The organism is Streptococcus sp. 210928-DFI.4.42, from assembly GCF_020554365.1.
Lineage (GTDB): Bacteria > Bacillota > Bacilli > Lactobacillales > Streptococcaceae > Streptococcus > Streptococcus parasanguinis_S.
On sequence record NZ_JAJCHF010000022.1, the window covers coordinates 1 to 24,342 of the forward strand.

Consider the following 24,342-nt stretch of genomic DNA (forward strand, 5'->3'; position numbering starts at 1 on the left):
GGCTCTACTACGCTGATTTCATCAGCTTTTACAGCCCTACTCAACTGTGCGGAGGCGGGACGACGAAATCGAATTCTAACGAATTACCGATTTCTGTCCCACTCTCTAATTGTTATTCTTCATCCATTGACAAGACAGATAAGAAGGCTTCCTGTGGTACTTCTACGGATCCAATGGCCTTCATCCGTTTCTTACCAGCTTTTTGTTTTTCAAGAAGCTTGCGTTTCCGTGAGACGTCCCCACCATAACACTTGGCCAAGACGTTCTTACGAAGGGCCTTGATATCTGTACGGGCCACGATCTTATGACCGATGGCTGCTTGGATAGGCACTTCAAACTGTTGACGAGGGATAATTTTCTTGAGTTTCTCAACGATCAACTTACCACGTTCATAGGCAAAGTCCTTGTGAACGATAAAGCTGAGGGCATCGACGGTATCGCCATTGAGAAGGATATCCATTTTAACCAATTTAGAAGGACGGTATTCAGACAACTCATAGTCAAAGCTCGCATAGCCACGAGTAGAGGATTTTAATTTATCAAAAAAATCAAAGACAATTTCTGCCAGGGGAATTTGATAGATGACATTAACCCGATTTTCATCGATGTAATCCATGGTCACAAAATCCCCACGTTTGCGTTGGGCCAGTTCCATGACAGCCCCGACAAACTCTTGCGGCACCATGATTTGGGCTTTTACATACGGTTCTTCGATCGAAGCGATCTTGGTTGGATCTGGAAACTCAGAAGGGTTGGAGACATCCAGTGCTTCTCCATCTGTCAAATTGACCTTGTAAATAACAGACGGCGCTGTCATGATCAAGTCAATGTTGAACTCACGTTCCAAGCGCTCTTGGATAACGTCCATATGAAGAAGTCCCAAGAAACCACAACGGAAACCAAAACCGAGGGCTTGAGAAGTTTCCGGTTCAAATTGAAGACTGGCATCATTCAATTGCAATTTTTCCAAAGCTTCACGAAGATCATTGTATTTGTTAGATTCAATTGGGTAAAGACCAGCAAAAACCATTGGGTTCATTTGCTTGTATCCATGTAGTGGCTCACTTGCCGGATTGGAAGCTAGGGTCACCGTATCCCCGACACGGGTATCCGCAACGGTCTTGATAGAGGCCGCTATATAGCCAACGTCTCCAGTTGCAAGGAAATCGCGTCCAACTGCTTTAGGAGTAAAAATACCAACCTCGGTGACATCAAATGTCTTACCATTGCTCATGAGTTGGATCTTATCGCCTGGTTTGACCATTCCATTGACCACTCGGACCTGAAGGATTACCCCACGATAGGCATCATATACAGAGTCAAAGATCAAGGCTTGAAGAGGGGCTTCAACATCACCCGTCGGTGCTGGAACTTTCTCAACGATCTGCTCCAAAATTTCTTCAATCCCGATACCAGCCTTGGCAGAGGCTAGGACAGCTTCACTGGCATCCAGACCGATGACATCTTCTACTTCTGTGCGCACCCGTTCTGGATCTGCAGCTGGCAAGTCAATCTTATTAATGACTGGCAGGATTTCCAAATCATTGTCCAAAGCAAGGTAAACATTGGCTAGAGTCTGGGCTTCAATCCCTTGAGCGGCATCTACTACGAGAATGGCACCCTCACAGGCAGCGAGCGACCGCGAAACCTCATAGGTAAAGTCCACGTGTCCTGGTGTGTCAATCAAGTGGAAGATATAGGTTTCCCCATCTTTAGCCGTGTAGTTCAATTCGATAGCATTCAGCTTAATGGTAATCCCACGTTCCCGTTCCAGGTCCATACTATCTAAAAGTTGGGCTTGCATCTCTCGACTAGATACGGTTTCGGTTTTTTCTAAAATTCGATCGGCCAAGGTTGACTTTCCATGGTCAATATGGGCGATGATCGAGAAGTTCCGAATCTTCTCTTGTCGTTTTTTTAATTCTTCAAAATTTGGCATAATCATCTTCCTAGTCAATTTAATCGTACTCTTCATTATAACAAAAAAGATAGGCCTTTGCCTATCTTAATTCATTATTTTCAAAAATCGCTTCTGCGTTTTATTTCCCTCATAACCTATTCGTTCGTAAAAGAGATGCGCTTCTTTTCGATGAGAGGCAGAATTTAAACGGATAAAAGCATAATGCTTGCTTTTGGCAAGATCTTCAACTCGCTCCATCAATTGGCGACCAATCCCACGTCCTTGAGCAGATGGAAAAACCGCTAGACCTAAAACATTAAGCCCGGCGTCACTATAAAGACTTTCATAGACTTCTGCTTCCACATAACCAAGAATATGGCCTGTTTGGTCCTCTTCATAAACAAAGCAAAAATGATCCGAATCCGGCGAATTAAATTTATCAATCTGAGCTGCTACTTTCTCAAGGGTCGAATCATACCCCAATGCTTGGTGACATAAATCTCTGATTTGAGGAGCATCTTTGACTTGAACAGTACGAATCATGCCTTCACCTCCATGAACTCTTTGCTCTTATCTTAGATCTTTTTCCTCAAAAAGTAAAGGAATATCTGATAAAATTTAAAATGAAAATCCGATTTAGATCAAATTCATCTTTTTTCGCATTTCTCAGGGATTTCTATTTACTTTTTCGATTTAATTCATTATAATAGTAAGGGTAAATACAAGGAGGTGAGTACGTTGGCCAGAGGTCGTGGAAAAGCAAGCCCTCAAGACAAAGAGGCATTACGGATTATATCGGAAAAAATCAGAGAATTACTGAAAGAACAAGGAAAAAAGCAGATCGAATTATCTCGTATTACTGGAATCCCTGCAAGTACCCTGACTGGATATGTAAAAGGAACTTCTCTTCCCGTTCCTGAAAATTTGGAGAAGATTGCAGCCTTTTTCCAGGTAGCGGTTGCTGAAATTGACCCACGATTACGCAATGATTTTGTTGTCATTGATTCTGAGATTGAACGATTATACAAACAGCTCGATGAAGGAAATCAAGAAAATCTTCTTTCTTATGGAAAGAGTCTCTTGACCCATCAGAAAGAAAGACAGAAGATTGAAAAGCAATACCACTCTTATTCTGTCTATGATTCTTTTGCAGCTTACCAAAATCAAAAGCAAGCTGATATCGTCTGGTTTGATCAAAAGATTCCTTACGATTTGGCTTTTTGGATTCATACGGATTCCCTCGAGCCTAAATACGAAAAAGGGGCTGTTGTGTTAATCAAGCAAACCTATTATGATCAGGCAGGGGCTATTTATGCCATTGATTTTGATGGGCAAACGTTGATCAAACGTGTCTTTCGTGAGGCCAACGGTATTCGACTGGTTTCCCTCAATAAGAAATATAGTGATCAAATCATTCCACTAGATGAGGAACCTGGGGTGATTGGAAAAGTGATTGATGGCTTTGTGCCTCTTGATTTGGAGGAAATCAAATGATTAAATTAATTGCGATTGACTTGGATGGAACTCTTTTGCATGAAGATAAGACTCTCTCTAAAGGCAATATTGAAGCTCTTCACCGGGCCCATGAAGCCGGCTATGACATTGTGATCTGTACGGGGCGCCCCTTAGCGGGGGTCCGTCCTATCTTTGAAGAGATTGGACTTCCAGATGGTAACTACTATATGATTATCAATAACGGGTGTACAACCTTGTCGACTAAGAATTGGGAAATCATTGGCAAGGAAGAGTTGAGCCTTGAGGATATGCACCGCTTGCATGTTTTGACGGAAGATACAGATGTCCAGCTAACCTTATTTGACATGGATCACTACCTAGTAGTCGCACCTGAAGCCAGTGAACTTGTCACGATGGATGCGGGTATTGTTAATAGTAAACCGACACCTGTCTCTGAAGAGGATCTGCCCAACCTTGTTCCTATTTTTCAAGCCATGTATGTAGGAGATCCTTCTGCTATCGATGACTTCCAAGCTCAGAACGAGGCTGCATTAGAGGCCGATTTTAACACTGTTCGTTCACAGGATATCCTGTTTGAAATCCTGCCAAAAGGCGCGAGCAAGGCTTCTGCTCTTCAAGCATTAAGCCAAACATTAGGCTACAGGAGAGACCAGGTCATGGCTCTTGGAGATGCCAATAATGACCTTGAAATGCTACGTTTTGCTGGTTACAGCGTCGCTATGGGAAATGGCAATGCTGCTGTCAAAGAAATCGCAGACTTCATCACCCTGACCAATGATGAGGATGGCGTGGCCCATGCTATTCACAAATTAATTGAAACTGAAAAAGGAGAATGATCATGAAATACCAAAATTTGTTGGACCGTTTTATTACCTATGTAAAGGTTAACACACGTTCAGACGAAAATTCTACAACCACTCCAAGTACCCAATCACAAGTTGATTTTGCAACAAACGTCTTGATCCCTGAAATGAAACGCGTGGGCCTTCAAAACGTCTACTATTTACCAAACGGCTATGCTATTGGAACACTTCCAGCCAATGATCCAAGCTTTACACGCAAGATTGGATTTATTTCTCACATGGATACCGCTGACTTCAATGCCGAAAATGTCAATCCTCAAATCGTTGAGAATTATGATGGGGGTGTCATTGCCCTTGGTGACTCTGGTTTCACACTCGATCCAGCCGATTTTGCCCATTTGAACAACTACAAGGGACAAACCTTGATCACGACTGACGGTACTACCCTTCTGGGTGCAGATGATAAGTCAGGTATCGCTGAAATCATGACAGCTATTGAATACCTGACAGCTCATCCTGAAATCAAACATGGAGAAATCCGTGTCGGCTTTGGTCCCGATGAAGAAATTGGAGTCGGTGCAGATCAATTTGATGCAGAGGATTTTGATGTAGACTTTGCCTATACTGTTGATGGTGGTCCTCTCGGAGAGCTTCAATACGAAACCTTCTCAGCAGCTGGGGCTGAAATTACCTTCAAAGGACGCAATGTCCACCCAGGTACAGCCAAAGGTCAAATGATCAACGCTCTTCAATTGGCCATTGATTTCCATAACAAACTCCCTGAAGGAGCACGTCCAGAATTAACCGAAGGCTATGAAGGCTTCTACCACTTGATGAACATCGATGGAACTGTCGAGGAAGCAAGTGCCAGCTACATCATTCGGGACTTTGAAACTGAAAGCTTTGAGAAACGCAAAGACCTTATGAAATCTATTGCCGATCAGATGAATGCGGAGCTCGGTAGCGAACGCGTTCTCCTCACCCTCAAAGATCAGTATTACAACATGAAGCAAGTGATTGAAAAAGATATGACACCAATCACCCTTGCTAAGGAAGTCATGGAAGATCTTGGAATCACTCCAATCATTGAACCTATTCGCGGTGGTACAGATGGATCTAAAATTTCCTTTATGGGGATTCCAACACCAAATATCTTTGCCGGTGGTGAAAATATGCATGGTCGCTTTGAATACGTAAGCCTCCAAACCATGGAACGCGCAGTTGATACCATTATCGGTATTGTGACCAAAAAATAAGAAACAAAAAAGGATTCGGATTGATTGTCCGGATCCTTTATTGTAGATTAGAAAGCTTGACAATTTCTTTGACCTGATCAATGGTCTGAATCAGGCGAAGGCTTGTCTCATTGATAGAAAGATAATAGACTTTATCTGCCAAAGATTCTGTAAAAGGACGATTCGTGAGTAAGATCACCTGTTGTCCTTTTTCTTTCAGCTCTTTCACCTGCTTTCTCACCTTTTGGTAAAAACGCTCATCGCAGATTTCTAGATCATCCACCAAGACACAAGCAGCGTCCAAACCCAATGATTCATTGGTTCCGTTTTGGGTCAGATAATAGGATGCGCCCGCTTTGACCTCATATAAGCCAGCTGATGGCTCAACCGGAAGGAAGGCTGGACCGGTTGCAACTTCTGCTTCTTTTTCCATTGCTACAAGATTGGCTAGGACCTGCAAATAGACAGGTGCTAATTTACTCAAATCCAAGAGTTCCTCAAACTCAAAACCACGTTTCAAAGCTTCTAAGATATAGAAGAGCCGGTGGGGCATATGACGAGCAATTTTCTGGATTAATTCATCATCGCTCATTTCTTCAGGAAAAACGGTCAGCAAGTACTTATCTTTAATGGTTTCTAGGGCTTGTTGATAAGCTTCATCGATTCTCTTCCCAAACCCATAAACTGCCCCATAAGAGTGAATTTGGGTATTGAGGCGGGCATTTTTAGCAGCATCAGAAAAAATCGGAATCTTAAAGAAGATATAGTCCAAACTCGGTTCGTAAACGGCCTTTAGATCTTTTAATAGGGGATGAGGCAAATGCTCGAGAGATCGCCCTAATTGTAGCTGTACTCCTTGCTCAAACAAGGAATAGCCCAAGCCCATAGAGGCCATCGAGATACTATCTGAAGCAAATGGATTAACCTCTAAGATATAAAAAGCATAGCTAGTCGGATCCAAGGCAAACTTAATGGAAATGGCTCCTGTCAGCTTCAGATAGCGACTGATGTGGATCGCCGCTTCACGAAGATTTTGAAACTCCCGGTCAGTCAGAGTGACCGCTGGCATGAATTGGTAAGAGTCACTGGAGTGGATCCCAACAGGATCAATGCTTTCAATAGAGGCCGCCAGGTAGTGATTGTCTTCACGATCCCGCATGACTACAAAATCCAGTTCCTTAAAGCCATAGGTCGAAAACTCCAGCAAACACTGCTGACTTGGAGAGACCGAAAGTCCCATTTCTACAGCTTCGCATAAATCATCCAGGTTATGAGCAATCTTTCGCCCTTGCCCTTGCTTACTCGCTACCGGCCAGATCATAATAGGAAATTGAATGCCTTCAGAAAACTCGATAGCTTCTCGAACCGAACCAACCAGTGACGAAGCCGGTACCTGATAGCCCAGCTCTTGAAAGAGACGTCGTTGATCTGCCTGTTGGTAAAAAGTACGGTAGCGTTGGAGGCTTGGCCCGACAATCATGATCGATGCTTCTTTGAAAAATCCAGTTTCTTCCAAACGAAACAAGAGATTCAAAATCTGTTTATCCGCAAAAACTAGGAGCAAGCGAGATCCAGTATAAGAAAGAAGAGTCGTCCTAAGAGCATCCAGCTTGAGCTTACTAACTACAACCATATCTGCAGTTTCTTTGGTGATAGCATTTTCTTCGCCCAGATAAAGGACCAGAGCATTCCCATCCTTGGCATTGAGTTTTTGTGCTTCATTTACCGCAGCCAAAAGGCTAATATCCTGATAAGAATCTCCACACAGGAGAAGCAATTTCTGGTTTTGTTTCATCATTCCTTCTCCCTTCTACTTTCGTGAATTTTAGCATCAATCAACTCTAAAAATTCATCGTAAAAATAGAGATTTTCTCTTGGACCTGGACTAGCATCTACTTGGAATTGGACCCCTAAAATTGGTTGGTAACGATGACGAAAAGCTTCAATACTATGGTCATTGACATTTTCATGTGTGACCAATAAATCATGGGGCAGACTGTCCCTCGCTATACTATACAAGTGATTTTGACTGGTTATCTCGATTTTTCCTGTCGCAATTTCACGCACAGGTATGTTCAAGCCGAAATGTCCGACTTCCATAGGGGCCAGCTCCGCGCCGTAAGCTTGTGCCAACAACTGAGCTCCCAAGCCCATACCCCAGATCGGAATCTGACCATTGAGCTTTTTGATCAAGCGGCAGAGTTTTTTTACCTGATGGGGGTCGCCTGGCCCACTGGATAAAATAACCCCATCTGGTTGCTGCTCCATCAGTTCATCATAAGAGATATCATAGGGATAGACTGTCACATTACAGTCCCTTTGACTCAGCTGGCGTAAGACAGAGTGCTTGACCCCTAGATCAATCAAGGCAATACTCTTTCCAAAACCAGGTACAGCATAAGCCGTTTTGGTCGAGACTTGACGCACTTGGTCTTTTGGAAGGACTGTCGCTCGCAACTGATCCAAGATATGCTCGATCGAATCCCCCTTGTTAATAACAGTTGCCTTCATTCGTCCATACTTGCGGACAATTTTTGCCACCTGGCGGGTATCAATACCTACAATACCAGGGATTTTTTTTCGCTTCAAGAACTCATCCAAGGTCATCTGCTGCCGCCAATTGCTCGGCATCTCCACCAGATGCTGAACCACTACCGCTAAACAAGTGGGTGTAATGGATTCAGAATCATCCCGATTGATCCCTGCTGCGCCAATAACCGGGAAGGTAAAGGAGAGAATCTGGCCACTAAAAGCCTGATCCGTAAGCAATTCTTGATAACCTGTCATGGCTGTGGTAAAGGCCAACTCACCAGTCACATATAGGTCTGCACCAAAGGCTTCTCCTTCAAATACAGTCCCATCCTCTAGGACCAATAATCGTTTCATTGAACCCCTCCCTTCTATTATACTAATCCAATTTTATCACAGTTCCTCAAAAAAAGGAAAGTCAGATTCCATGTAGCGATCTACTCTGTCCTCTTTCTTTCCTTTCAATGAATTACAGTTATTTTATTTTGCTCCGCGACCTTTAAGAACGGCTTCAATGATGGCCATACGGACAAAGACACCATTGGTCATTTGTTCTACGATGCGTGATTTAGGAGCTTCTACCAAGTGGTCCGCAATTTCAACGTCACGGTTGACTGGTGCTGGGTGCATCAAGATCGCAGTATCTTTCATACGGTCATAACGTTCTTGTGTCAAACCATGAAGACGGTGGTAGTTTTCTTTAGAGAAGAGTGATTCGTAATCATGACGTTCGTGTTGCACACGCAAGAACATCATCACATCCACTTCTTCAATGACTTCATCGATAGTGACGAAGGTTCCATAGTCTTCAAATTCCGCACTTCTCCATTCGTCTGGACCTGCAAAGTAGAGGGTTGCTCCCAAACGTTTCAAGATTTGCATATTTGATTTAGCCACACGTGAGTGATCCAAGTCCCCAGCGATACAAACTTTCAAGCCATCAAAGTGACCGAATTCTTGGTAGATGGTCATCAAATCAAGCAAGCTTTGGCTTGGGTGTTGACCTGAACCGTCCCCACCATTGACGATAGAAGCTGTAATCGTTGGGCTTTCAACCAATTCTTTGTAGTAGTCCACTTCAGGGTGACGGATGACACAGACATCTACACCAAGAGCTGACATGGTCAAGATGGTATCGTAAAGTGTTTCCCCTTTGTTCACAGAGCTTGTCTTCACATCAAAGTCAAGGAGATCACATCCCAATTTCAACTCTGCCACTTCAAAGGCTTTGTGGGTACGAGTTGAAGGTTCAAAGAAAAGGTTTGAGATGATGTGTTGATCTTCGTAGGTTGCTTTAGCTCCGTTTTTGAACTCAATCCCACGTTTGATCAATGCCATTACTTCTTCATTGGTAAGAGTTTCCATTGAGACAAGGTTTTTAAGAGCGATTTGATTTTCAGACATGTTGATTCTCCTTTTATAATGTGAATACAAAAAATTTACGATTTGTTTAAGCTTCTTTGATGAGGACGCGGTCTTGACCATCTAGCTCCACCATCTCGACAATGATTTCCTCTGACTTACTTGTCGGGATATTTTTCCCAACAAAGTCCGGACGAATCGGCAACTCCCGATGCCCACGGTCGACTAGAACCGCCAGACTCACTCGAGCAGGACGACCGTGACTGACCAGATTGTCAATGGCAGCGCGAATCGTGCGACCTGTATAGAGGACATCATCGATCAAAATGACTTCTCTATGAGCGATATCAACTGGTAAGACCGTTGTATCTTCTGTCGCCTTCATGTCATCTCGGAAAGGCTTGGTATCTAGTTCTGCTACAGGGACATCGATTTGTTCCAGCTGAGAGAGGCGTTCTTGGATCCGGCGAGCGATGTAAACACCGCGCGTCTTGATCCCCACCAGCACAATCTGGCTTAAATCTTTGTTTCGTTCAATGATTTCGTAGGTGATGCGGGTAATGGCCCGCTTCATCGTCAAATCATCAACGACTTCTTTGGTTTTCATTCAGTCCTCCTTAGTTGTAAAAGAAAAACCTCCTTTTTCAAGGAGGTTCAGCAAATGAATGGTCTAAGAGGATAGAGTCTCACCCTATGGTCCTAGCCATTGTTTTTCACAGTCTCCTTGCCTGCCTCACGGGACAGGATTAAAGGATTTATTTAATTGAGATAACTATATCACAGTTTCAAACGACATGCAAGAAAAAACTCAACATTTTTCAAAAAAATTTAAAAATATGACTTTTCGTCTGAATAATGTTCGTTTTTTACTGAAAACAGCCTATTTTCGCTTGATAATTTTGATCCCATAGAGCACATAGCCAGCCAAGAGATAGGCGATAAAGATGATCACCACCCATTTGCCAACAAAGGCCCAGCCGTATTTATTGACATTGATAAAGAAATAAGCAAAAGGACTATCTTTTGCACCTGGAATCGGCCACTTCAGGACCAAACCATTGAGAAGGGCAAAGAGCATATAAGCAAGGGGAATCAAGGTCCAAAGGAAAGGATCGAGCTTACGGTATTGCTTAGCTTTATCAATCACTAGGGTATCAAAGAAGAACATCAAAGGAACAATGTAATGACAAAGGAAGTTTTCCAAACGATAAAACTTCTCAGGTGTCGCAAGAGGCGCCAACATAAAGTGGTAGATAACAAAGGTAATCATAATAGCCATGGTCACCGCCCCCTTCATGCGAAGGTAGCCTTGGGTCTGGGTCGAACGACCACGAAGCATGCGCCAAACCATGTCTCCCATGAAAAACATGACCAACATGTTGGATAAAATAGTGTAATAAAGCATCATACCAAAGCCACCATGCTTGGTCAGTTGCAGATAAACGCCAAGCACACTTAAGATAAACAATAGAAAACGATAGCTAAACAATAGTTTGAATTTCATAGTATTCTCCTGAAAGAAAAGGGGCTAGGCCCTTCTTCATATCTTTAGATCTTCTTCACAAATTCTGATTTGAGTTTCATTGCGCCAAAGCCATCAATCTTACAATCGATGTTATGATCGCCTTCTACGATACGGATGTTTTTCACGCGCGTTCCTTGTTTCAAATCCTTTGGTGCACCCTTGACTTTCAAATCTTTGATCAAGGTCACCGTATCGCCATCAGCCAATTTGTTTCCGTTGGCGTCAATCGCTACGACACCCTCTTCTTCGACCTCAGCTGGGTTCCATTCATAAGCACACTCTGGGCACACCAGGAGCGCTCCATCTTCATAGACATATTCAGAGTTACATTTTGGACAGTTTGGTAAGTTATTCATTTCTATCTCCTTATTCAAATTAACTTTCATAGTATACCATGAAAGCAAAAATTTGACAAATCCTGCTAGACTGTATAAAAAGGAGGCAACTTTACCTCCTTACATAGATGATATCTTTCAATCTTCCTGCAATTCTTGAATATCTCGAATCACGCGCACGCCTGCTTGATTCTTCTCACGAAGTTCAGCATCAGAGTATGGGAAGGTATTGATCAAGATACTCTCCATACCGATACTTTGGGCCACGGCGACATCTGTTGTAAAGTCATTCCCCACCATAACCGTTTTCTCAGGGTTCAACTGGTGTTCTTTGATGACTTCCAAGAGGAACTCTGGCTGAGGTTTGCGAATGCCTGCACCTGATGACAAGTAAATGGCATGGAAAAGTTCTCTCAAGCCTACTAAATCAATCTCAGGATTGGTAAATTCTGCTTGGGCATTGGATAAGAGATAGATCCGACAACCTGTAGCTTTCATATCCTCTAATACTTCTTTCGTGTGAGGATAAAGCTCCAATCGTTTGCGAGAAAGGACACGGAAAGTCCGTGCAATCAAACGTCCCCACTCTTTGAGGTGGGCAACACTGTTTCCACTAGGATGACTTTCTAAATACAATTGCACAAAAATGACCGTCAGATCAATCTCAGGATAGGTAACTTGTTTTTCCTTAGCCAAGTCTTCTTCAGCTTGCTGCACCAACTCTCTATAACGCAGGCGCAGACCTTCTCCAGTGTAACTTGCCCCGTAGGATTGGTAGATCTGAGCCATGGTATCCCATAAAACTGGACTTGACTCATCGGTTTCGATGTCGACCAAGGTTCCATAAAAATCAAAAATATAATTTTTAAATGCGTACTTGTGCGGATTCATCTCTCACTCCCGTAACAAACATCGTAAAGGTTGCCTTGCAGACATTGACACCTTCTTGATTGGTAATATCCACATCCACAACTCGAGTCGTCCGTCCACTGTGGACACATTCCCCGTGAATCGTGAGGACATCTCCTGGGCGCCCTGCTTTCAAGTAATTAATCGAGGATTGCAAGGTCACACCATCGACCCCCTGAGAAACCACGACCAAACCACTGATTTGGTCACACAGGGTAAAGAGATAGCCTCCATGCGCATTTCCATAATAATTGAGCGATGATTCCACGACCTTGGTTGTCACCACTACATGGCCATCTCTCATCTTTTCGATTTCGTAATTTTCAAATGCAGCAATTGCATCAAAGTGAAAATCTTTCATATACTTGCCACCTTTTTTAGCATCTTTTCAACTCCTCTATCATACTACAATTAAGATCTAGATACAAGCGAAGGAGCAATTCCTTAGAAACAGAAAAGGAGACTCCAACTAAGTAAGAAGACGATACTAGGAACAATGTATTTTCGTGGGTGCTTCCAACATTCCCTCTTTAAATTCCATTTTCTTAAAGGGAAATAGATTTCAATAAGTAAGTGCAAAACAGCTTCCACTACTGCTAGAATCATGACTCCTAGTAAAAATAGAATCCCCAAGTCAGGCATGACCACCATTTTTAATAATAGAGCAACAAATAGATTCACAGCTAAGAAATAAGTCAGCAATACACGGTAATACATCAGGTAAAAGAACCGACTCTTAGGTAGGGACTTGACATGATCGATCAAATCTTTATCAACAGAAATGAGAGTGGTTAATGGCGTATTGACAGAAGCAATTGTTAAAAGAATGATGATTTTTAATGGAGCCTCATAATCCTGTATCAGAATGAGTAAGAGGAAGATGAGAGTAAAGACAAAATTGATGGAAAAATAGCGCTCTTGAAACAAGGAAATCCAAAAATAATTGCCGCTTCTTCTCTTTGCGACGAGTAACTGATCATGTTTTGAAATCGCGATCAAGTCCTCATTTTTAAAAATAAAGACAGCAATGAAGGCTGAAAGTAAGATCATATAGGACACTTGTTGGACCCATAAAGAAGATACTGTGAGAACAGTCGTTACAGAAATGAGTACTCCTCCTAGAAAACTAGGCCTGGTATTGAACTGGATAAAGATATAAAACACACTCAATACCACCAGTAAAGAAAGGAGGACGAGCTTAAAGGATTGTAGCAGGTCTAACCTGACTCCTAAAAAGAGGATCAATAACAGCACGCGCTCTAGTAAATTGAGAAGAAAGGTTACCGTCAGAAAAGAACCCTTGAAACGATTAAGAGACAATGGGAGCTGGTAATAGGCCTGGACCCTGTCCATCGAAAAGTAGGAATAGAGCAATTGAAAGGTTGATAGAGCAGTGACAATAGCCGTACTGATTAATAAGATTTGAAAGCTCGTAGAAAATTTGGCCCCAACAAGATGGTAATAAAGAGCAAAGGCTAAGGAAGTCAAGAACAAGAAGAGCCGATTTTTGGATACCAAATCTCTAAAAATTGCTAGTAGCATGCTCTACCCCCTCTGACGATTGACGTCATGAAACCAATCTTCTAAATTCGATTCGATCGCGTCTAGGTGACCATCTTCAATAGTATAAGCTGTATCACAGACTCGAACGATACTCTCTGCTATATGCGAACTCATCAGAATAGAGCCTTCTTCTTTATACTGCAATAGTAAACCATATAGAAATTCTGTCGCATCAAAATCAAGGCCATCAAATGGTTCGTCCAAAATAAGGAGGGAAGGTTTGAGATAAAAAGCTGTGATCAGGAAGACTTTCTTCTTATTTCCCGTTGACAAACTACCGATATCGGTGTTGAGAAATTCTTCAAAACGAAAGCCTGAGATCAGGTCCTGCAATAACGTTTCATTTCTCTTTCGATGATACAAACGACAGACAAAATTAAAATAATGAACAAAATCCCAGTTTAAAAAACTATTGTTTTCAGTAAAAACTGTATAGGTACGGCTCTTATAGAAATTCGTATGAAAAGAGGTTGCCTTGTCTTCTATGGTAACAGTCTCAACTGCATACTGCCGATGATCAAAGACACTACTTAAAGCTTTTAGCAAGGTTGTCTTCCCTGCTCCATTTCGACCAATCAACCCTACTACAGAATGATTGGGTACAAACAAATTCGTATCTTTTATAATGGGCTTATCTTTTTTATACCAAACGTTTAACCCCTTGATGTTTAAACACTCACTCTTCATCGACGCACTCCTTTATAAAGGTAAGAAGCCCCAACTAAAAGCAACAGCAAAGCGTACAACCATTCCTTTTGAAAGGCAAAGACTAAGGCACCGATCAAGAAGCAAATTCCTATAAGGATTCTAAATTGTAATTTCATATCTTGCCTTCTTTCTATTCACAGTATGAAAGATTACAATTGTATTTTATGCTTATACTATAGTACTTTTTCTGAGCAGATTCAAGCGCGAATGGAATATTCTTACTTCTTTTACCTTACAAGCAAAAAAGAGAGTGGGACAGAAATCGATAATTCGTTAGAATTCGATTTCGTCGTCCCCCCTCCGCACAGTTGAGTAGGGCTGTAAAAGCTGATGAAATCAGCGTAGTAGAGCCCACTCAACCACTGCGTCTTGCTCGCCAATCCAAAAATAATTGAGAGGCTAGGACTTTTGTCCCAGCCTCCTTTGCTTAAAATCTTAATTTTTCCCAATCATCTTCTGTCCGTTTGCGATAATAGAACTCAGACAAATTTGGGTCTTCCATCACTTCCAGCAGAGGAAGCATGTCGTAGGACAAGTCCAACTGATCTAATTGGTCTTTCTCAACCCAAGAAACTTCTCCTTCTTCAGATGATCTGAGCTGGCCTGAGAATCTTGTTGCCTTATAGCAAAAGACAATATAGCGACCTCCATCGTCTAGGGGCCAGTCTTTGACTGCGACGAGTTTTGGATCTGCAATTGTCAGTCCTGTCTCTTCGTAAACTTCACGAATGACGGATTCTGCAAGACTTTCTCCTTCCTCGATATGACCTCCAGGAAAGGCATAGCCAGACCATTTTTTGTAACGCTCTGGCGAGCGGTATTGGAGGACTACTTTTCCATTTTTAGGATCTTCCACCAAACAAAGATTGGTAAGTACAGTAGATGTTGCGCGTGACATAAATTTCCTTTCTATGATGGTAACAATTAATCAAAATAAACTTTTTTCTTTACCTCTTTCTTCATCACAAAGGGATTTACCAGCTCATAGTATTCATCAAAGGCATCTAAAAGGGAACCTCTCTGAAAGACAATTGACTTCTCTTTTAAATAATACTCTGAGTGAATCGTTACCAGACCATGACCATCAAAGGTAAAGAACAACACAATGAATAATACTAGGATCACCATAGCAAAGAGACCCAAAAGAACACTAACAAGGTTCTTCCAATTTGGAGCATGTTTTCGATAGAAGCGATACCAGATGTGACTAAAAGCCGTCACAGCTCCTAGATACAGCCAGGGATTCCAAAGAAGTGGTGTAAAGGCATAACCATAGAAGCTCAATATAAAGTTCACAAGAACAAAAAGCAACAGAATCAGATACAGGATCCGAAACATGTTCAAATACTTTCTCATGTTAGGTCTCCCCTTCGTAATAATTGGATTAAACTGGATCTCCTAAAGAAACATCAACAGAAAATGATAACCTAACCGGAGCCAATGATCAATTAGAGGCGCATCCGGATCATTTTTTTTACTATCTAAAAATAGACTTAGCGATAATAAAAGTAAGCTAAGAGCTATAACTATTCTAAGAACGAGTCTCATACCGCCAAGAGCAAAAGAAACTATAGAACCAATTAGTGGTAAAGGGGAAAATATAAATGCCACTAAGCCGAAATAGATCTTAACCAATGATAAAACCAATAAACTATAAACGACAATCTTCGTAAAAAGAGAGACCGTTTTATCTTCTCTTTTCAGTTGTGAAATGGAATAGATGACATAGATCATATACATAAATAGAAACATATTTATTTACCCTATTTCCTATAGATTTTATTCCTATTTTATCCAACATCCGTTTAGAATACAACTTCTTACCTAAACTCACCCAACAAAGACAAGAACAGGATCAAAGTTTTTTCACTTCTTCTGCGACCTTTTGGAGATGCTGTTCCCGCATGCTAGCGGTATTCACATCGCGACCGACTTCTCCTAAGATGCAGACGCGCTTGGTTTTAATCCCACAGTGGTTCAAGACGGCATTTTTCAAAACAGAAATGCCATAACTATCTGGAATGTTGAGAGGGCCTGAAAAGATCTTATACCACCAAGTGGGGGCCATGGAGGTCGCATAAATACTGGCTGTTTTGCCTTTAAGCAACTTCTTGAATTGCTTGCCTCTAAGGTAATTCCAGATAAAGCTTCCCTGGTCATTGGCCGAGTAGGCAATCCCCGGTGTAAAGACCCGGTCGATCCAGCCCTTCATGAGGCTCGGCATACTACTCCACCAGATGGGATAGACAAAGATCAGGTGATCCGCCCACTGGATTAATTCTTGGGAACGAAGAATAAAAGGATCTTCCTCCATTCGCTTTCGGTAGCCATAGCGAAGAACCGGATCAAAGTCCTCTTCATTAAGATTAATCACTTTAAGCTCGTGGCGATTTGAGTCAATTGTTTCGACAATGGTTTGAAAAATAGCCTGACAGTAACTTTCTGGATCAGGGTGCCCATTGATCACTAAAATCTTCATTCGTCTTCTCCTTCATTTCTTTAGTTCATTCTATCTCTTTTATTTTTTTACTTGATTAATTGATAATGATTCAAAGATTGATAGATAGGTCCTTTAGGAATTATTATTTGAAGAACACATCATCCGCAACTCCTTAACAGGTTTTCCAAGTTCAAGTATTTTTTCTTGACCATCAAAAGTAAAACCCATTTTTTGATAGAAAGCAATAGCTCGCTTATTATCTTTCAACACCCATAAATAAATCTCAGAGAAATGATCGAGAACGGCAAATGCAGCATGCATTAACTGTTTACTCACACCTTTTCCATAGTAATCTTTTAAAACATATAAGGCGATGATTTCACCAGCTTGAATGGCTTCATCATAAAAATTTCCATAGCTGATAAATCCAACGACCTTCTTTCCATCCATCGCAATCAAGGTATTTTCTGGATACTTTTGACTAAAGAAACGACATCTATCTAATGTCATCGTCTCCTGATATTCCGCGGGTAAAAGATTGTCATAAGCCTCTCTCCACGTTTGCCAGTGAACGAGGGACTTGCCTTCTATCTCTTCAGGAGTTTCCATTGTTTTAATGATAACCTTCATTCGTTTTATCCTATCTAATCCAAGGCCTTCACTTCCAACATCATATCGCGGATCTGTGCTGCCAATTCGAAATCAAGCACTTCGACGGCTTCTTGCATTTGGCCTTGCAGTTTCTTGACCAGTTCCTTACGCTCTTGGCGGTTGAGACTAGTAATATCCACTTCCTTATCCTCTTCCTTGGCCACAGCCTTGGTAACAGAGATCAGGTCACGGATTTCCTTCTTGATGGTTTGTGGGACAATGCCACGCTCTTCATTATAGGCCATCTGAATCTGACGACGGCGGGCCGTTTCATCAATCGCACGTTGCATAGACTGGGTCATGGTGTCCGCATACATGATCACGTGACCCTCACTATTACGGGCTGCACGACCGATAGTCTGGATGAGACCCCGCTCATTACGGAGGAAGCCTTCCTTATCCGCATCGAGAATGGCAACTAGACTAACTTCTGGTACGTCAATCCCTTCCCTAAGAAGGTTGATTCCGACCAAGACATCAAAGACACCCAGACGCAAATCACGGATGATTTCTGTCCGCTCCAAGGTCTTAATGTCCGAGTGCATGTATTTGACCTTGACACCCATTTCTTTAAAGTAGTCGGTCAAGTCTTCTGCCATCTTTTTGGTCAAGGTAGTGACAAAGGTCCGCTCTCCGCGTTCTACACGCGCATTGATCTCACCCAAGAGATCGTCCATTTGACCCATGGTAGGGCGCACTTCCACCTCGGGATCTAGAAGACCTGTCGGACGAATGATTTGCTCGATGATGGTATCGGTTTGTTCCATCTCATAGTCGCCTGGTGTCGCAGACACATAAACAATCTGGTGGACATGGCTTTCAAACTCCTCACGACGAAGTGGCCGGTTGTCCAAGGCAGACGGCAAACGGAAGCCATAGTTGACCAACATTTCCTTGCGCGAGCGATCTCCATTGTACATGCCCTTGATCTGTCCCATGGTCATGTGACTTTCGTCAATCATAATGAGAAAATCTTCTGGGAAGAAGTCCAAAAGGGTGTAAGGTGGCTCTCCCTCACTCCGGCCATCCATGTGACGGGAGTAGTTTTCGACGCCATTGGTGTAGCCCATCTCTCGTAGCATTTCAATGTCATACTCCGTCCGTTGCTTCAGGCGTTGGGCTTCCAGCAACTTGCCTTCTTTTTCAAAAACCTTCAACTGCTCTTCTAGTTCAGCCTGAATCTTGGCAATGGCTACTTCCATATGATCGTCATTGGTCACGAAGTGGGTAGCTGGGAAAATGGCCAAGTGGTCCACATCTCCCAGTACCTGGCCCGTCAGAGCTTCAACCTCACGGATGCGGTCAATCTCGTCCCCGAAAAACTCAACCCGGAAGGCATGTTCATCACGCGAAGCTGGGAAAATCTCGACCACATCTCCCCGAACACGGAATTTCCCCCGTTGAAAGTCGATGTCATTGCGCTCAAACTGGATGTCCACCAAATCATTGAGCAGTTTATCACGAGAAATCTCCAGACCTGGACGCAGACTCACCACGCTATCGGCATATTCCTTAGGCGAACCCAAACCGTAAATACATGAAACAGATGCGACAACGATAACATCGTTACGCTCTAACAATGCTGAAGTCGCGGAGTGACGAAGCTTGTCAATCTCATCATTGACCGAGCTATCTTTTTCGATGTAGGTATCGCTCGATGGCACATAGGCTTCTGGCTGGTAGTAATCGTAGTAAGATACGAAGTACTCGACGGCATTTTCAGGGAAAAATTCCTTGAACTCTCCATAGAGCTGACCTGCTAGGGTTTTATTGTGGGCGATGACCAAGGTCGGTTTATTGACTTGGGCAATGACCTGACTCATGGTATAGGTCTTCCCCGTACCAGTCGCTCCCATCAGGATTTGCGCCTTCTCACCACCCTCGATGTTATCCACCAACTGTTCAATGGCCTGCGGTTGATCCCCAGACAGTTGGTATTTGGATACTAGTTTAAATTTGTTATCAGTTACTCGATTAATCATACTTTCTTCCTTTGATTATACTTCCCTTATTTTACCATAATAGATGATATTTCTCTGACTTTTGAAGAGAGGAACCTTGTACAGAAAAAAGACAGGCTCAAGAACCTGTCTTCGTATGCATCATTATTACCTTTCAGTGATTTCCCACTTGTTCAGTAACAACTTTTGCTCTTCTTTCCCCTGAGTGTTATAAAGATATTTAGAATTGTTGAATTATCGATAGAGTTGTCACAATTATAGAATCAAAATTTTCGCGTATTTTTTAGTTATCGCTTCCTCCACCTCTTTCTTTTGATATATATATTCAAATCTCTACTTTTTTATCACTTTCATTCTTCTTTAAACTAGTAATCCTTCTAGCTTACATATTTAAGAAAGCTAATTCCTGGATAAAATGATGTTAGTCTACCTACGATAAAACGCATAATATCAATATTTTTGCGATTCTTGATATTATGTGTGTTCTGCTTTTCAAGACATTTTGTACAGACTTATCAAAACATTTTTATGTTGGATATCCAACATAAAAACTAACTTCTTAAAGTTGCCAAATGATATTCTCCATTCAATTTAATTGCTACTTTCTCGTGAATAGACTGATTTTCTAAAGAACAAATTTCTCCATATTTCCAAATTTCGTGCTCCCCTGATAATCTAGTGACTGACTTCACTTGATTATCTAGGTTAGCAACTGTTGCTCTAAGCTCATCTTTTGGAATAATTTCTTCAGTAATTGTAAATATTTGTTCCCCTATCTTAAGCACTCTTGCTTCTTGCTCATTGATAGCAAATCCTCCTACTAAGCGAACATTAAATAAGTCAGAAACTTTTAGGAGTTCTTCTTTAGAAATACTATCAAGTAATCTACATTTATAAAAAGTACTATCAATTTTTATGGCTAATTCTCTATTCTTGGTCTGATATAAGTCACCAATCTCCAACAAATCATTCTTTATACCATTATTACTTTCATCGTAAGATATTTCATAAGTATCATCATGATTGCTTACTTTACTTTCAATTTCTTCATATGTAATTAATTGATTAGTTACACCATAATGCCCTCCTTTATAATCGAATCGATTATAACTTGAGTCGAGAAATTTAACATCATACTTTTCGTATGTACATCCAGTAAATCCAAGTAAACTTAAGAAAAAAATTACGGAAAGATAAATCTTTTTGAATTTCATAGTTTTCCTCCTTGTTTTATACTTTTATGTTACATTTAATTTTTCAAAATTTGTTCAGATTTTCTAATTTTACAAATTAAAAAAATAGACATTCCTCAATTTAGAAGAATATCTATTTTTTATACATAGCTATTTCGTGGAAGCTATCTAATAACTCCCTATAGAATTATTTTTTAATAAGCAACGTCACTTGAGCACCACCACGATCTGGATTTGATAAAATCAATTCTCCAAAATGTTTATTTGCAACCTGTTTAGCAAATGCTAAACCTAAACCATAGTGGTTATTATTCCTACCTTTATTCTCAGTATAAAATAACTTATCTGCATTTAATAACGACTGTTCAGTAAAAGGCAGACCATTATTCCACACTCCAAAATTAATATACTCTGTTTCCTCAATGATAGTAAGCGTAACTTTTTTTTCTCCAGAACTATATCTTGCTGCATTTGCTAAAATGTTAATTAATGCCCGATTTAAATTAAAGCGATTTCCCTTGAAAAACATTAATTTTGTAGTATTAATAATTTTGAAATCAACCATTTCATTATCCATTACAGATTTCGCCTCTACTGATAGCTCACTTAGAAATTCAGGTAAATGTATCTGTTCCCCATAATCTTTATCTTCAATTAGTAATCTTGAATAATCAATCATTGAACTAAAGTATCTTTCAAAAATCACTATACTGTTATTCATTGACTGAGTGTATTCCTTCTGTTGAACAGTCAAGTTAGTTAATTCAAGCAACTCTAAATTTCCCTTTAGTACTGTTAAAGGAGTTTTTACATCATGGGCTAATGCACCAACTTGAAAAGATAAATCTTCCTTCTCCCTTCTCTCTGATTTGAGTAAATTAGTTAACTCGTCGTCCTTTTGATATAATACAGAAAGAATTTCATCGAACTCTTGTATTTGAGCAGGAATATTTTCATCTTTAAATGTTAACTGCCCCATGTTTAAAGCTTTTTTTTGTATAAGGAGAAAGTTTTTTGAAAATTCTTTTATTAATCTTGTAAGTGACCAAATGAGTAAAATCGTTTCGAAAACGAAGAAGAATAAATAAGAAAATAGATTAAATGAAATGTGACGCAAATTCGGATTAACAAACTCAGGTATCATGGGTTGCCTGACAGTAAGTATAATCTCTGAATTAGCGTAATACCCATAATACACTGTCTCATTACTTACAGATTCATTTTTTTCAAAAACTTCTCGATAGGCAGGCAAATCCTCTTTTTGATAATTGCCCTCTTCAATTGTACCTGTCTTGCGATTAAATACAACATAATCAAATATAGAGTTATTCATTGCTTTAACTACATCACTTAAATTGCTAGTATCACTAACTGAAATTTCAATTTTAGAGCCGTATGCATTTAATTGTCCAGTAAAAACAAGTAAATATGTAATTATAAAAAATAAAAGTATACTCAGTAACGTACCTGTTACTAGTTCTAAAACCGTCCTTATTACGCGTCCTCTAATTGTACTCTTCTTCTTAATCATGCCACTTGTATCCCATACCTCTAACTGTTTTTATAGGATTAATTCCATAAGATGAGAATTTTAATCTTATTTGATAAATATACTCAGATATTGAATGAAAGAGGGTTTCAGCATCGTCATCATAAACATTTTCATATATATCTTGTACAGTAAAAATTTTTCTTGGGTTACTAGATAACAGCTCTATGATATCATATTCCCTTCTTGTAAAAGTAAGACTATCTCCATTAATACAAACAATTTTTTCTTGTAAATAAATCGTTATTGGAGATAAGTCTCGAACAACTTGGTTACTCAATTCACCTTGTTTGTATCGTTCTTCTCGTTTTAGATTTGCAGCAACTTTGGCAACTAATTGATTGATGCTAAAAGGTTTTGTAATATAGTCATCTCCTCCTAAATTCAACCCTGATACTATATCTTCTTCAGTATCTTTTGCACTAACAAAAATAATAGGAGAGCTTACTTTATTTCTAATCTGCTTACAAATTTGCATACCATCTATATTAGGCATCATTACATCTAATAAAATCAGATCAAATCCTTTGAAATTATTAATATCGATTGGTACGGTCACTTCTTGATACGTCATTACCTGATAGTTTTTCATCTCTAGAATAGTTCGCATCAGTTTCAAAATTTCAAAATCGTCATCTACAACTAATATCTTATACATTCTATCACCTCAAAATACTTTAGAGAACTAACTGCAAAGCTTCGTATTTTTAACAAAAATCAGGCTCAATACATCAATTTGTATTGTTCTTTATTTTTAAAATTAAATTTTTAGAAACTCGTACAGATCTATTTTACACTATCTTGAACAAAATTCGTAATATTAAATTATCTAATTTGAATACCATCAATGTCATTACTTATCCAGCAATTATCATCCAATAATTGAATTGCCTCATTTGATCGATCTTTAAATTGATATTGCTCTTACTTTTGAAGAGAGGATCCTGTCACAGGAAAAAGACAGGCTCAAGAACCTGTCTCCTTATTCATCATTATTTCCTTTCAGCCATTTCTTACTTGTTCAGTAACAACTCTTTCTTTCCTCTCCCCTAAGCGATAAACAATCACTAGGGATACAAGAAGAACCAGAGTGGTGATGATCGATCCTTCCGCTCCAAATTCCCCTCCAGTCAGCCAGTCAGGTCCTGTTCCCATGGTAAAGGTAAAGATAGACGCGTCCGCCCCCGTCCCACTGACTTGAAAACCAAGGAGATTTCCTTGTACATAGTTCCAAGTGCCGTGTTGGGCGACCACTAGCCAGATACTATCAGTGTAGACAAGGAGTAAACCAGCTAGAACCCCATCCAGTACAATATTCAGTACGGATAAGAAGGTCACTCCTGAATTTCCCAGATGAAGAATGCCAAAGAGACTACTAGAAATCGCGATCGCTAAGGGAAGATTGGCTCTGGCTGCAATCCGAGTTAGGAGCCAACCCCGTGTGGCTACTTCTTCCGTTCCTCCTTGAAGAAGCCAAAACGGGAATAAGCCTAGAATAAAGAGGATGGGTTCTAAACTTAATTCATTTAGCTCAAAAGACCCAATTCCACCCAACTGGTAGACAAGGGCAATGACTCCCATTTGAAGAAGGGAAAGCGAAATCCCCCAGCCAAGATATTTAAGCCAGTTCTTTTTTACAAAACCTAAAGTTGATAAGGAATTCTTCTCTATTACTTTGACCCAAAAAATAAAGAGTAAGAGAATAAATACAAAACTGAAGAGCTCATAATAGAGAATATAATGGTAGAAAAACTCTTGAATACTTGCAACCCCATTTCCTGGTAAGAAGAACTCTGTTAGAGTACCTATTGCAATGGAAAATGGTCCCACCAATTCACTACTGAGCCATAGTCCTCCTTCTATAAAGAAGGAAGCTAAAAATACGTAGAATAGTGTAGAAACGAAAACTGGCACAGAAGCTTTCGTTTTGATACCTTGAATGATCATCCCTTTCTTCATCTAGTAACCTCCATGTATCTGATAGGTCCATTGTAGCAAAGAAAATCCAGACCTGCAACACCACTTCATGTCAGAAAACCTAACATGAAAACTCGATTTTTCTTGCAAAACAAACTATTTTCTGATATAATAGCTTCTGTAGAAAAACATATGACCATTCATACTCGTTTTGGTATGAATGATTTGTTTTTTTAAGGCCATCCTTTGGTCAATGTGCTCATGGGTTAAATACCCTAAGAGAAAG

General features: G+C 40.5%; 25 protein-coding genes. 3 read left to right on the forward strand and 22 right to left on the reverse strand.

The features are described from left to right. Positions 1-112: 112 nt before the first annotated feature. Positions 113-1,939, reverse strand: a complete 1,827-nt coding sequence (lepA, locus tag LIZ08_RS08300; protein ID WP_031577086.1) for a translation elongation factor 4 — start codon at positions 1,937-1,939, stop codon at positions 113-115. Positions 1,940-2,005: 66 nt separating this feature from the next. After that, positions 2,006-2,443 (reverse strand): GNAT family N-acetyltransferase, encoded by a 438-nt coding sequence (locus LIZ08_RS08305; RefSeq protein WP_031577085.1) that lies wholly within the window; start codon positions 2,441-2,443, stop codon positions 2,006-2,008. A gap of 195 nt (positions 2,444-2,638) precedes the next feature. On the opposite strand from LIZ08_RS08305, the gene LIZ08_RS08310 reads away from it, so the two are divergent. From LIZ08_RS08310 to pepT, 3 genes are read left to right on the forward strand one after another with little or no spacing between them, the layout of a single operon-like run. Further along, positions 2,639-3,394, forward strand: coding sequence for a helix-turn-helix transcriptional regulator (locus tag LIZ08_RS08310; protein ID WP_031577084.1), 756 nt, complete (start codon positions 2,639-2,641; stop codon positions 3,392-3,394). After that, positions 3,391-4,212, forward strand: a complete 822-nt coding sequence (locus LIZ08_RS08315; RefSeq protein WP_125826941.1) for a Cof-type HAD-IIB family hydrolase — start codon at positions 3,391-3,393, stop codon at positions 4,210-4,212. The genes LIZ08_RS08310 and LIZ08_RS08315 overlap by 4 nt, the downstream gene beginning before the upstream one ends. 2 nt (positions 4,213-4,214) lie before the next feature. Beyond that, a complete protein-coding gene (gene pepT / locus LIZ08_RS08320; protein ID WP_003011473.1) occupies positions 4,215-5,435 on the forward strand; it encodes a peptidase T in 1,221 nt (406 codons plus the stop codon). A 37-nt stretch (positions 5,436-5,472) separates the two neighbouring features. Here the strand turns inward: pepT and LIZ08_RS08325 are convergent, their stop codons facing one another. From LIZ08_RS08325 to LIZ08_RS08420, 20 genes are all read right to left on the reverse strand, one after another. After that, positions 5,473-7,212, reverse strand: coding sequence for a carbamoyl-phosphate synthase large subunit (locus LIZ08_RS08325; protein ID WP_227038653.1), 1,740 nt, complete (start codon positions 7,210-7,212; stop codon positions 5,473-5,475). Beyond that, the gene (locus LIZ08_RS08330; protein ID WP_227038654.1) at positions 7,209-8,300 is read right to left on the reverse strand and encodes a carbamoyl phosphate synthase small subunit; all 1,092 of its coding nucleotides are present in this window, start codon (positions 8,298-8,300) and stop codon (positions 7,209-7,211) included. The genes LIZ08_RS08325 and LIZ08_RS08330 overlap by 4 nt, the downstream gene beginning before the upstream one ends. 123 nt (positions 8,301-8,423) lie before the next feature. After that, on the reverse strand, positions 8,424-9,347 hold the full coding sequence (locus tag LIZ08_RS08335; protein WP_061590599.1) for an aspartate carbamoyltransferase catalytic subunit: 924 nt from the start codon (positions 9,345-9,347) through the stop codon (positions 8,424-8,426). A 46-nt stretch (positions 9,348-9,393) separates the two neighbouring features. Beyond that, on the reverse strand, positions 9,394-9,912 hold the full coding sequence (gene pyrR, locus LIZ08_RS08340; protein ID WP_003001719.1) for a bifunctional pyr operon transcriptional regulator/uracil phosphoribosyltransferase PyrR: 519 nt from the start codon (positions 9,910-9,912) through the stop codon (positions 9,394-9,396). A 273-nt stretch (positions 9,913-10,185) separates the two neighbouring features. Then, a complete protein-coding gene (locus LIZ08_RS08345) occupies positions 10,186-10,809 on the reverse strand; it encodes a Pr6Pr family membrane protein (RefSeq protein WP_227038655.1) in 624 nt (207 codons plus the stop codon). A 44-nt stretch (positions 10,810-10,853) separates the two neighbouring features. Beyond that, on the reverse strand, positions 10,854-11,186 hold the full coding sequence (locus tag LIZ08_RS08350) for a zinc ribbon domain-containing protein YjdM (protein WP_049485494.1): 333 nt from the start codon (positions 11,184-11,186) through the stop codon (positions 10,854-10,856). A gap of 117 nt (positions 11,187-11,303) precedes the next feature. Beyond that, positions 11,304-12,056: an HAD family hydrolase gene (locus LIZ08_RS08355; RefSeq protein ID WP_227038656.1), complete on the reverse strand. Its 753-nt coding sequence runs from the start codon at positions 12,054-12,056 to the stop codon at positions 11,304-11,306. Continuing rightward, positions 12,031-12,435: a PaaI family thioesterase gene (locus LIZ08_RS08360; RefSeq protein ID WP_125826936.1), complete on the reverse strand. Its 405-nt coding sequence runs from the start codon at positions 12,433-12,435 to the stop codon at positions 12,031-12,033. Before LIZ08_RS08360 ends, LIZ08_RS08355 begins: the two co-directional genes overlap by 26 nt. A gap of 83 nt (positions 12,436-12,518) precedes the next feature. After that, positions 12,519-13,616, reverse strand: a complete 1,098-nt coding sequence (locus LIZ08_RS08365; protein WP_227038657.1) for a hypothetical protein — start codon at positions 13,614-13,616, stop codon at positions 12,519-12,521. A 3-nt stretch (positions 13,617-13,619) separates the two neighbouring features. Beyond that, the gene (locus LIZ08_RS08370) at positions 13,620-14,324 is read right to left on the reverse strand and encodes an ABC transporter ATP-binding protein (protein WP_227038658.1); all 705 of its coding nucleotides are present in this window, start codon (positions 14,322-14,324) and stop codon (positions 13,620-13,622) included. After that, positions 14,321-14,461 (reverse strand): hypothetical protein, encoded by a 141-nt coding sequence (locus LIZ08_RS08375; protein ID WP_003001697.1) that lies wholly within the window; start codon positions 14,459-14,461, stop codon positions 14,321-14,323. Before LIZ08_RS08375 ends, LIZ08_RS08370 begins: the two co-directional genes overlap by 4 nt. A 311-nt stretch (positions 14,462-14,772) precedes the next feature. Then, the gene (locus LIZ08_RS08380) at positions 14,773-15,243 is read right to left on the reverse strand and encodes an 8-oxo-dGTP diphosphatase (RefSeq protein WP_031575084.1); all 471 of its coding nucleotides are present in this window, start codon (positions 15,241-15,243) and stop codon (positions 14,773-14,775) included. A 26-nt stretch (positions 15,244-15,269) separates the two neighbouring features. After that, on the reverse strand, positions 15,270-15,701 hold the full coding sequence (locus LIZ08_RS08385; RefSeq protein WP_227038659.1) for a hypothetical protein: 432 nt from the start codon (positions 15,699-15,701) through the stop codon (positions 15,270-15,272). A gap of 499 nt (positions 15,702-16,200) precedes the next feature. Then, positions 16,201-16,824: an NAD(P)H-dependent oxidoreductase gene (locus LIZ08_RS08390; protein ID WP_227038660.1), complete on the reverse strand. Its 624-nt coding sequence runs from the start codon at positions 16,822-16,824 to the stop codon at positions 16,201-16,203. 93 nt (positions 16,825-16,917) lie between these two features. Beyond that, complete coding sequence (locus LIZ08_RS08395) at positions 16,918-17,415, reverse strand: GNAT family N-acetyltransferase (RefSeq protein ID WP_227038661.1); 498 nt, start codon at positions 17,413-17,415, stop codon at positions 16,918-16,920. A gap of 14 nt (positions 17,416-17,429) precedes the next feature. Next, complete coding sequence (gene uvrB, locus LIZ08_RS08400; protein WP_227038662.1) at positions 17,430-19,418, reverse strand: excinuclease ABC subunit UvrB; 1,989 nt, start codon at positions 19,416-19,418, stop codon at positions 17,430-17,432. 530 nt (positions 19,419-19,948) lie between these two features. After that, positions 19,949-20,611 (reverse strand): NisI/SpaI family lantibiotic immunity lipoprotein, encoded by a 663-nt coding sequence (locus LIZ08_RS08405; RefSeq protein WP_125329366.1) that lies wholly within the window; start codon positions 20,609-20,611, stop codon positions 19,949-19,951. Positions 20,612-20,777: 166 nt separating this feature from the next. Then, positions 20,778-22,121 (reverse strand): sensor histidine kinase, encoded by a 1,344-nt coding sequence (locus tag LIZ08_RS08410; RefSeq protein WP_195189970.1) that lies wholly within the window; start codon positions 22,119-22,121, stop codon positions 20,778-20,780. Next, complete coding sequence (locus tag LIZ08_RS08415) at positions 22,114-22,797, reverse strand: response regulator transcription factor (RefSeq protein ID WP_125336074.1); 684 nt, start codon at positions 22,795-22,797, stop codon at positions 22,114-22,116. Before LIZ08_RS08415 ends, LIZ08_RS08410 begins: the two co-directional genes overlap by 8 nt. Positions 22,798-23,141: 344 nt before the next feature. Then, positions 23,142-24,098 carry a CPBP family intramembrane glutamic endopeptidase gene (locus LIZ08_RS08420; RefSeq protein WP_227038663.1) on the reverse strand — a complete coding sequence of 319 codons (957 nt, stop codon included), beginning with the start codon at positions 24,096-24,098 and terminating at the stop codon, positions 23,142-23,144. Positions 24,099-24,342: the final 244 nt, after the last annotated feature.

What these genes read in the sequence shown, in the direction of transcription:
- LIZ08_RS08345 (WP_227038655.1), bottom strand. Translation starts at nt 10,809, where the DNA reads ATGAAATTCAAACTATTGTTTAGCTATCGTTTTCTATTGTTTATCTTA.
- LIZ08_RS08420 (WP_227038663.1), bottom strand. Translation starts at nt 24,098, where the DNA reads ATGAAGAAAGGGATGATCATTCAAGGTATCAAAACGAAAGCTTCTGTG.
- LIZ08_RS08415 (WP_125336074.1), bottom strand. Translation starts at nt 22,797, where the DNA reads ATGTATAAGATATTAGTTGTAGATGACGATTTTGAAATTTTGAAACTG.
- LIZ08_RS08380 (WP_031575084.1), bottom strand. Translation starts at nt 15,243, where the DNA reads ATGTCACGCGCAACATCTACTGTACTTACCAATCTTTGTTTGGTGGAA.
- LIZ08_RS08360 (WP_125826936.1), bottom strand. Translation starts at nt 12,435, where the DNA reads ATGAAAGATTTTCACTTTGATGCAATTGCTGCATTTGAAAATTACGAA.
- LIZ08_RS08330 (WP_227038654.1), bottom strand. Translation starts at nt 8,300, where the DNA reads ATGAAACGATTATTGGTCCTAGAGGATGGGACTGTATTTGAAGGAGAA.
- pyrR (WP_003001719.1), bottom strand. Translation starts at nt 9,912, where the DNA reads ATGAAAACCAAAGAAGTCGTTGATGATTTGACGATGAAGCGGGCCATT.
- LIZ08_RS08350 (WP_049485494.1), bottom strand. Translation starts at nt 11,186, where the DNA reads ATGAATAACTTACCAAACTGTCCAAAATGTAACTCTGAATATGTCTAT.
- LIZ08_RS08410 (WP_195189970.1), bottom strand. Translation starts at nt 22,121, where the DNA reads ATGATTAAGAAGAAGAGTACAATTAGAGGACGCGTAATAAGGACGGTT.
- LIZ08_RS08315 (WP_125826941.1), top strand. Translation starts at nt 3,391, where the DNA reads ATGATTAAATTAATTGCGATTGACTTGGATGGAACTCTTTTGCATGAA.
- LIZ08_RS08375 (WP_003001697.1), bottom strand. Translation starts at nt 14,461, where the DNA reads ATGAAATTACAATTTAGAATCCTTATAGGAATTTGCTTCTTGATCGGT.
- LIZ08_RS08325 (WP_227038653.1), bottom strand. Translation starts at nt 7,212, where the DNA reads ATGATGAAACAAAACCAGAAATTGCTTCTCCTGTGTGGAGATTCTTAT.
- pepT (WP_003011473.1), top strand. Translation starts at nt 4,215, where the DNA reads ATGAAATACCAAAATTTGTTGGACCGTTTTATTACCTATGTAAAGGTT.
- LIZ08_RS08385 (WP_227038659.1), bottom strand. Translation starts at nt 15,701, where the DNA reads ATGAGAAAGTATTTGAACATGTTTCGGATCCTGTATCTGATTCTGTTG.
- LIZ08_RS08365 (WP_227038657.1), bottom strand. Translation starts at nt 13,616, where the DNA reads ATGCTACTAGCAATTTTTAGAGATTTGGTATCCAAAAATCGGCTCTTC.
- LIZ08_RS08335 (WP_061590599.1), bottom strand. Translation starts at nt 9,347, where the DNA reads ATGTCTGAAAATCAAATCGCTCTTAAAAACCTTGTCTCAATGGAAACT.
- LIZ08_RS08305 (WP_031577085.1), bottom strand. Translation starts at nt 2,443, where the DNA reads ATGATTCGTACTGTTCAAGTCAAAGATGCTCCTCAAATCAGAGATTTA.
- lepA (WP_031577086.1), bottom strand. Translation starts at nt 1,939, where the DNA reads ATGCCAAATTTTGAAGAATTAAAAAAACGACAAGAGAAGATTCGGAAC.
- LIZ08_RS08370 (WP_227038658.1), bottom strand. Translation starts at nt 14,324, where the DNA reads ATGAAGAGTGAGTGTTTAAACATCAAGGGGTTAAACGTTTGGTATAAA.
- LIZ08_RS08390 (WP_227038660.1), bottom strand. Translation starts at nt 16,824, where the DNA reads ATGAAGATTTTAGTGATCAATGGGCACCCTGATCCAGAAAGTTACTGT.
- uvrB (WP_227038662.1), bottom strand. Translation starts at nt 19,418, where the DNA reads ATGATTAATCGAGTAACTGATAACAAATTTAAACTAGTATCCAAATAC.
- LIZ08_RS08405 (WP_125329366.1), bottom strand. Translation starts at nt 20,611, where the DNA reads ATGAAATTCAAAAAGATTTATCTTTCCGTAATTTTTTTCTTAAGTTTA.
- LIZ08_RS08355 (WP_227038656.1), bottom strand. Translation starts at nt 12,056, where the DNA reads ATGAATCCGCACAAGTACGCATTTAAAAATTATATTTTTGATTTTTAT.
- LIZ08_RS08395 (WP_227038661.1), bottom strand. Translation starts at nt 17,415, where the DNA reads ATGAAGGTTATCATTAAAACAATGGAAACTCCTGAAGAGATAGAAGGC.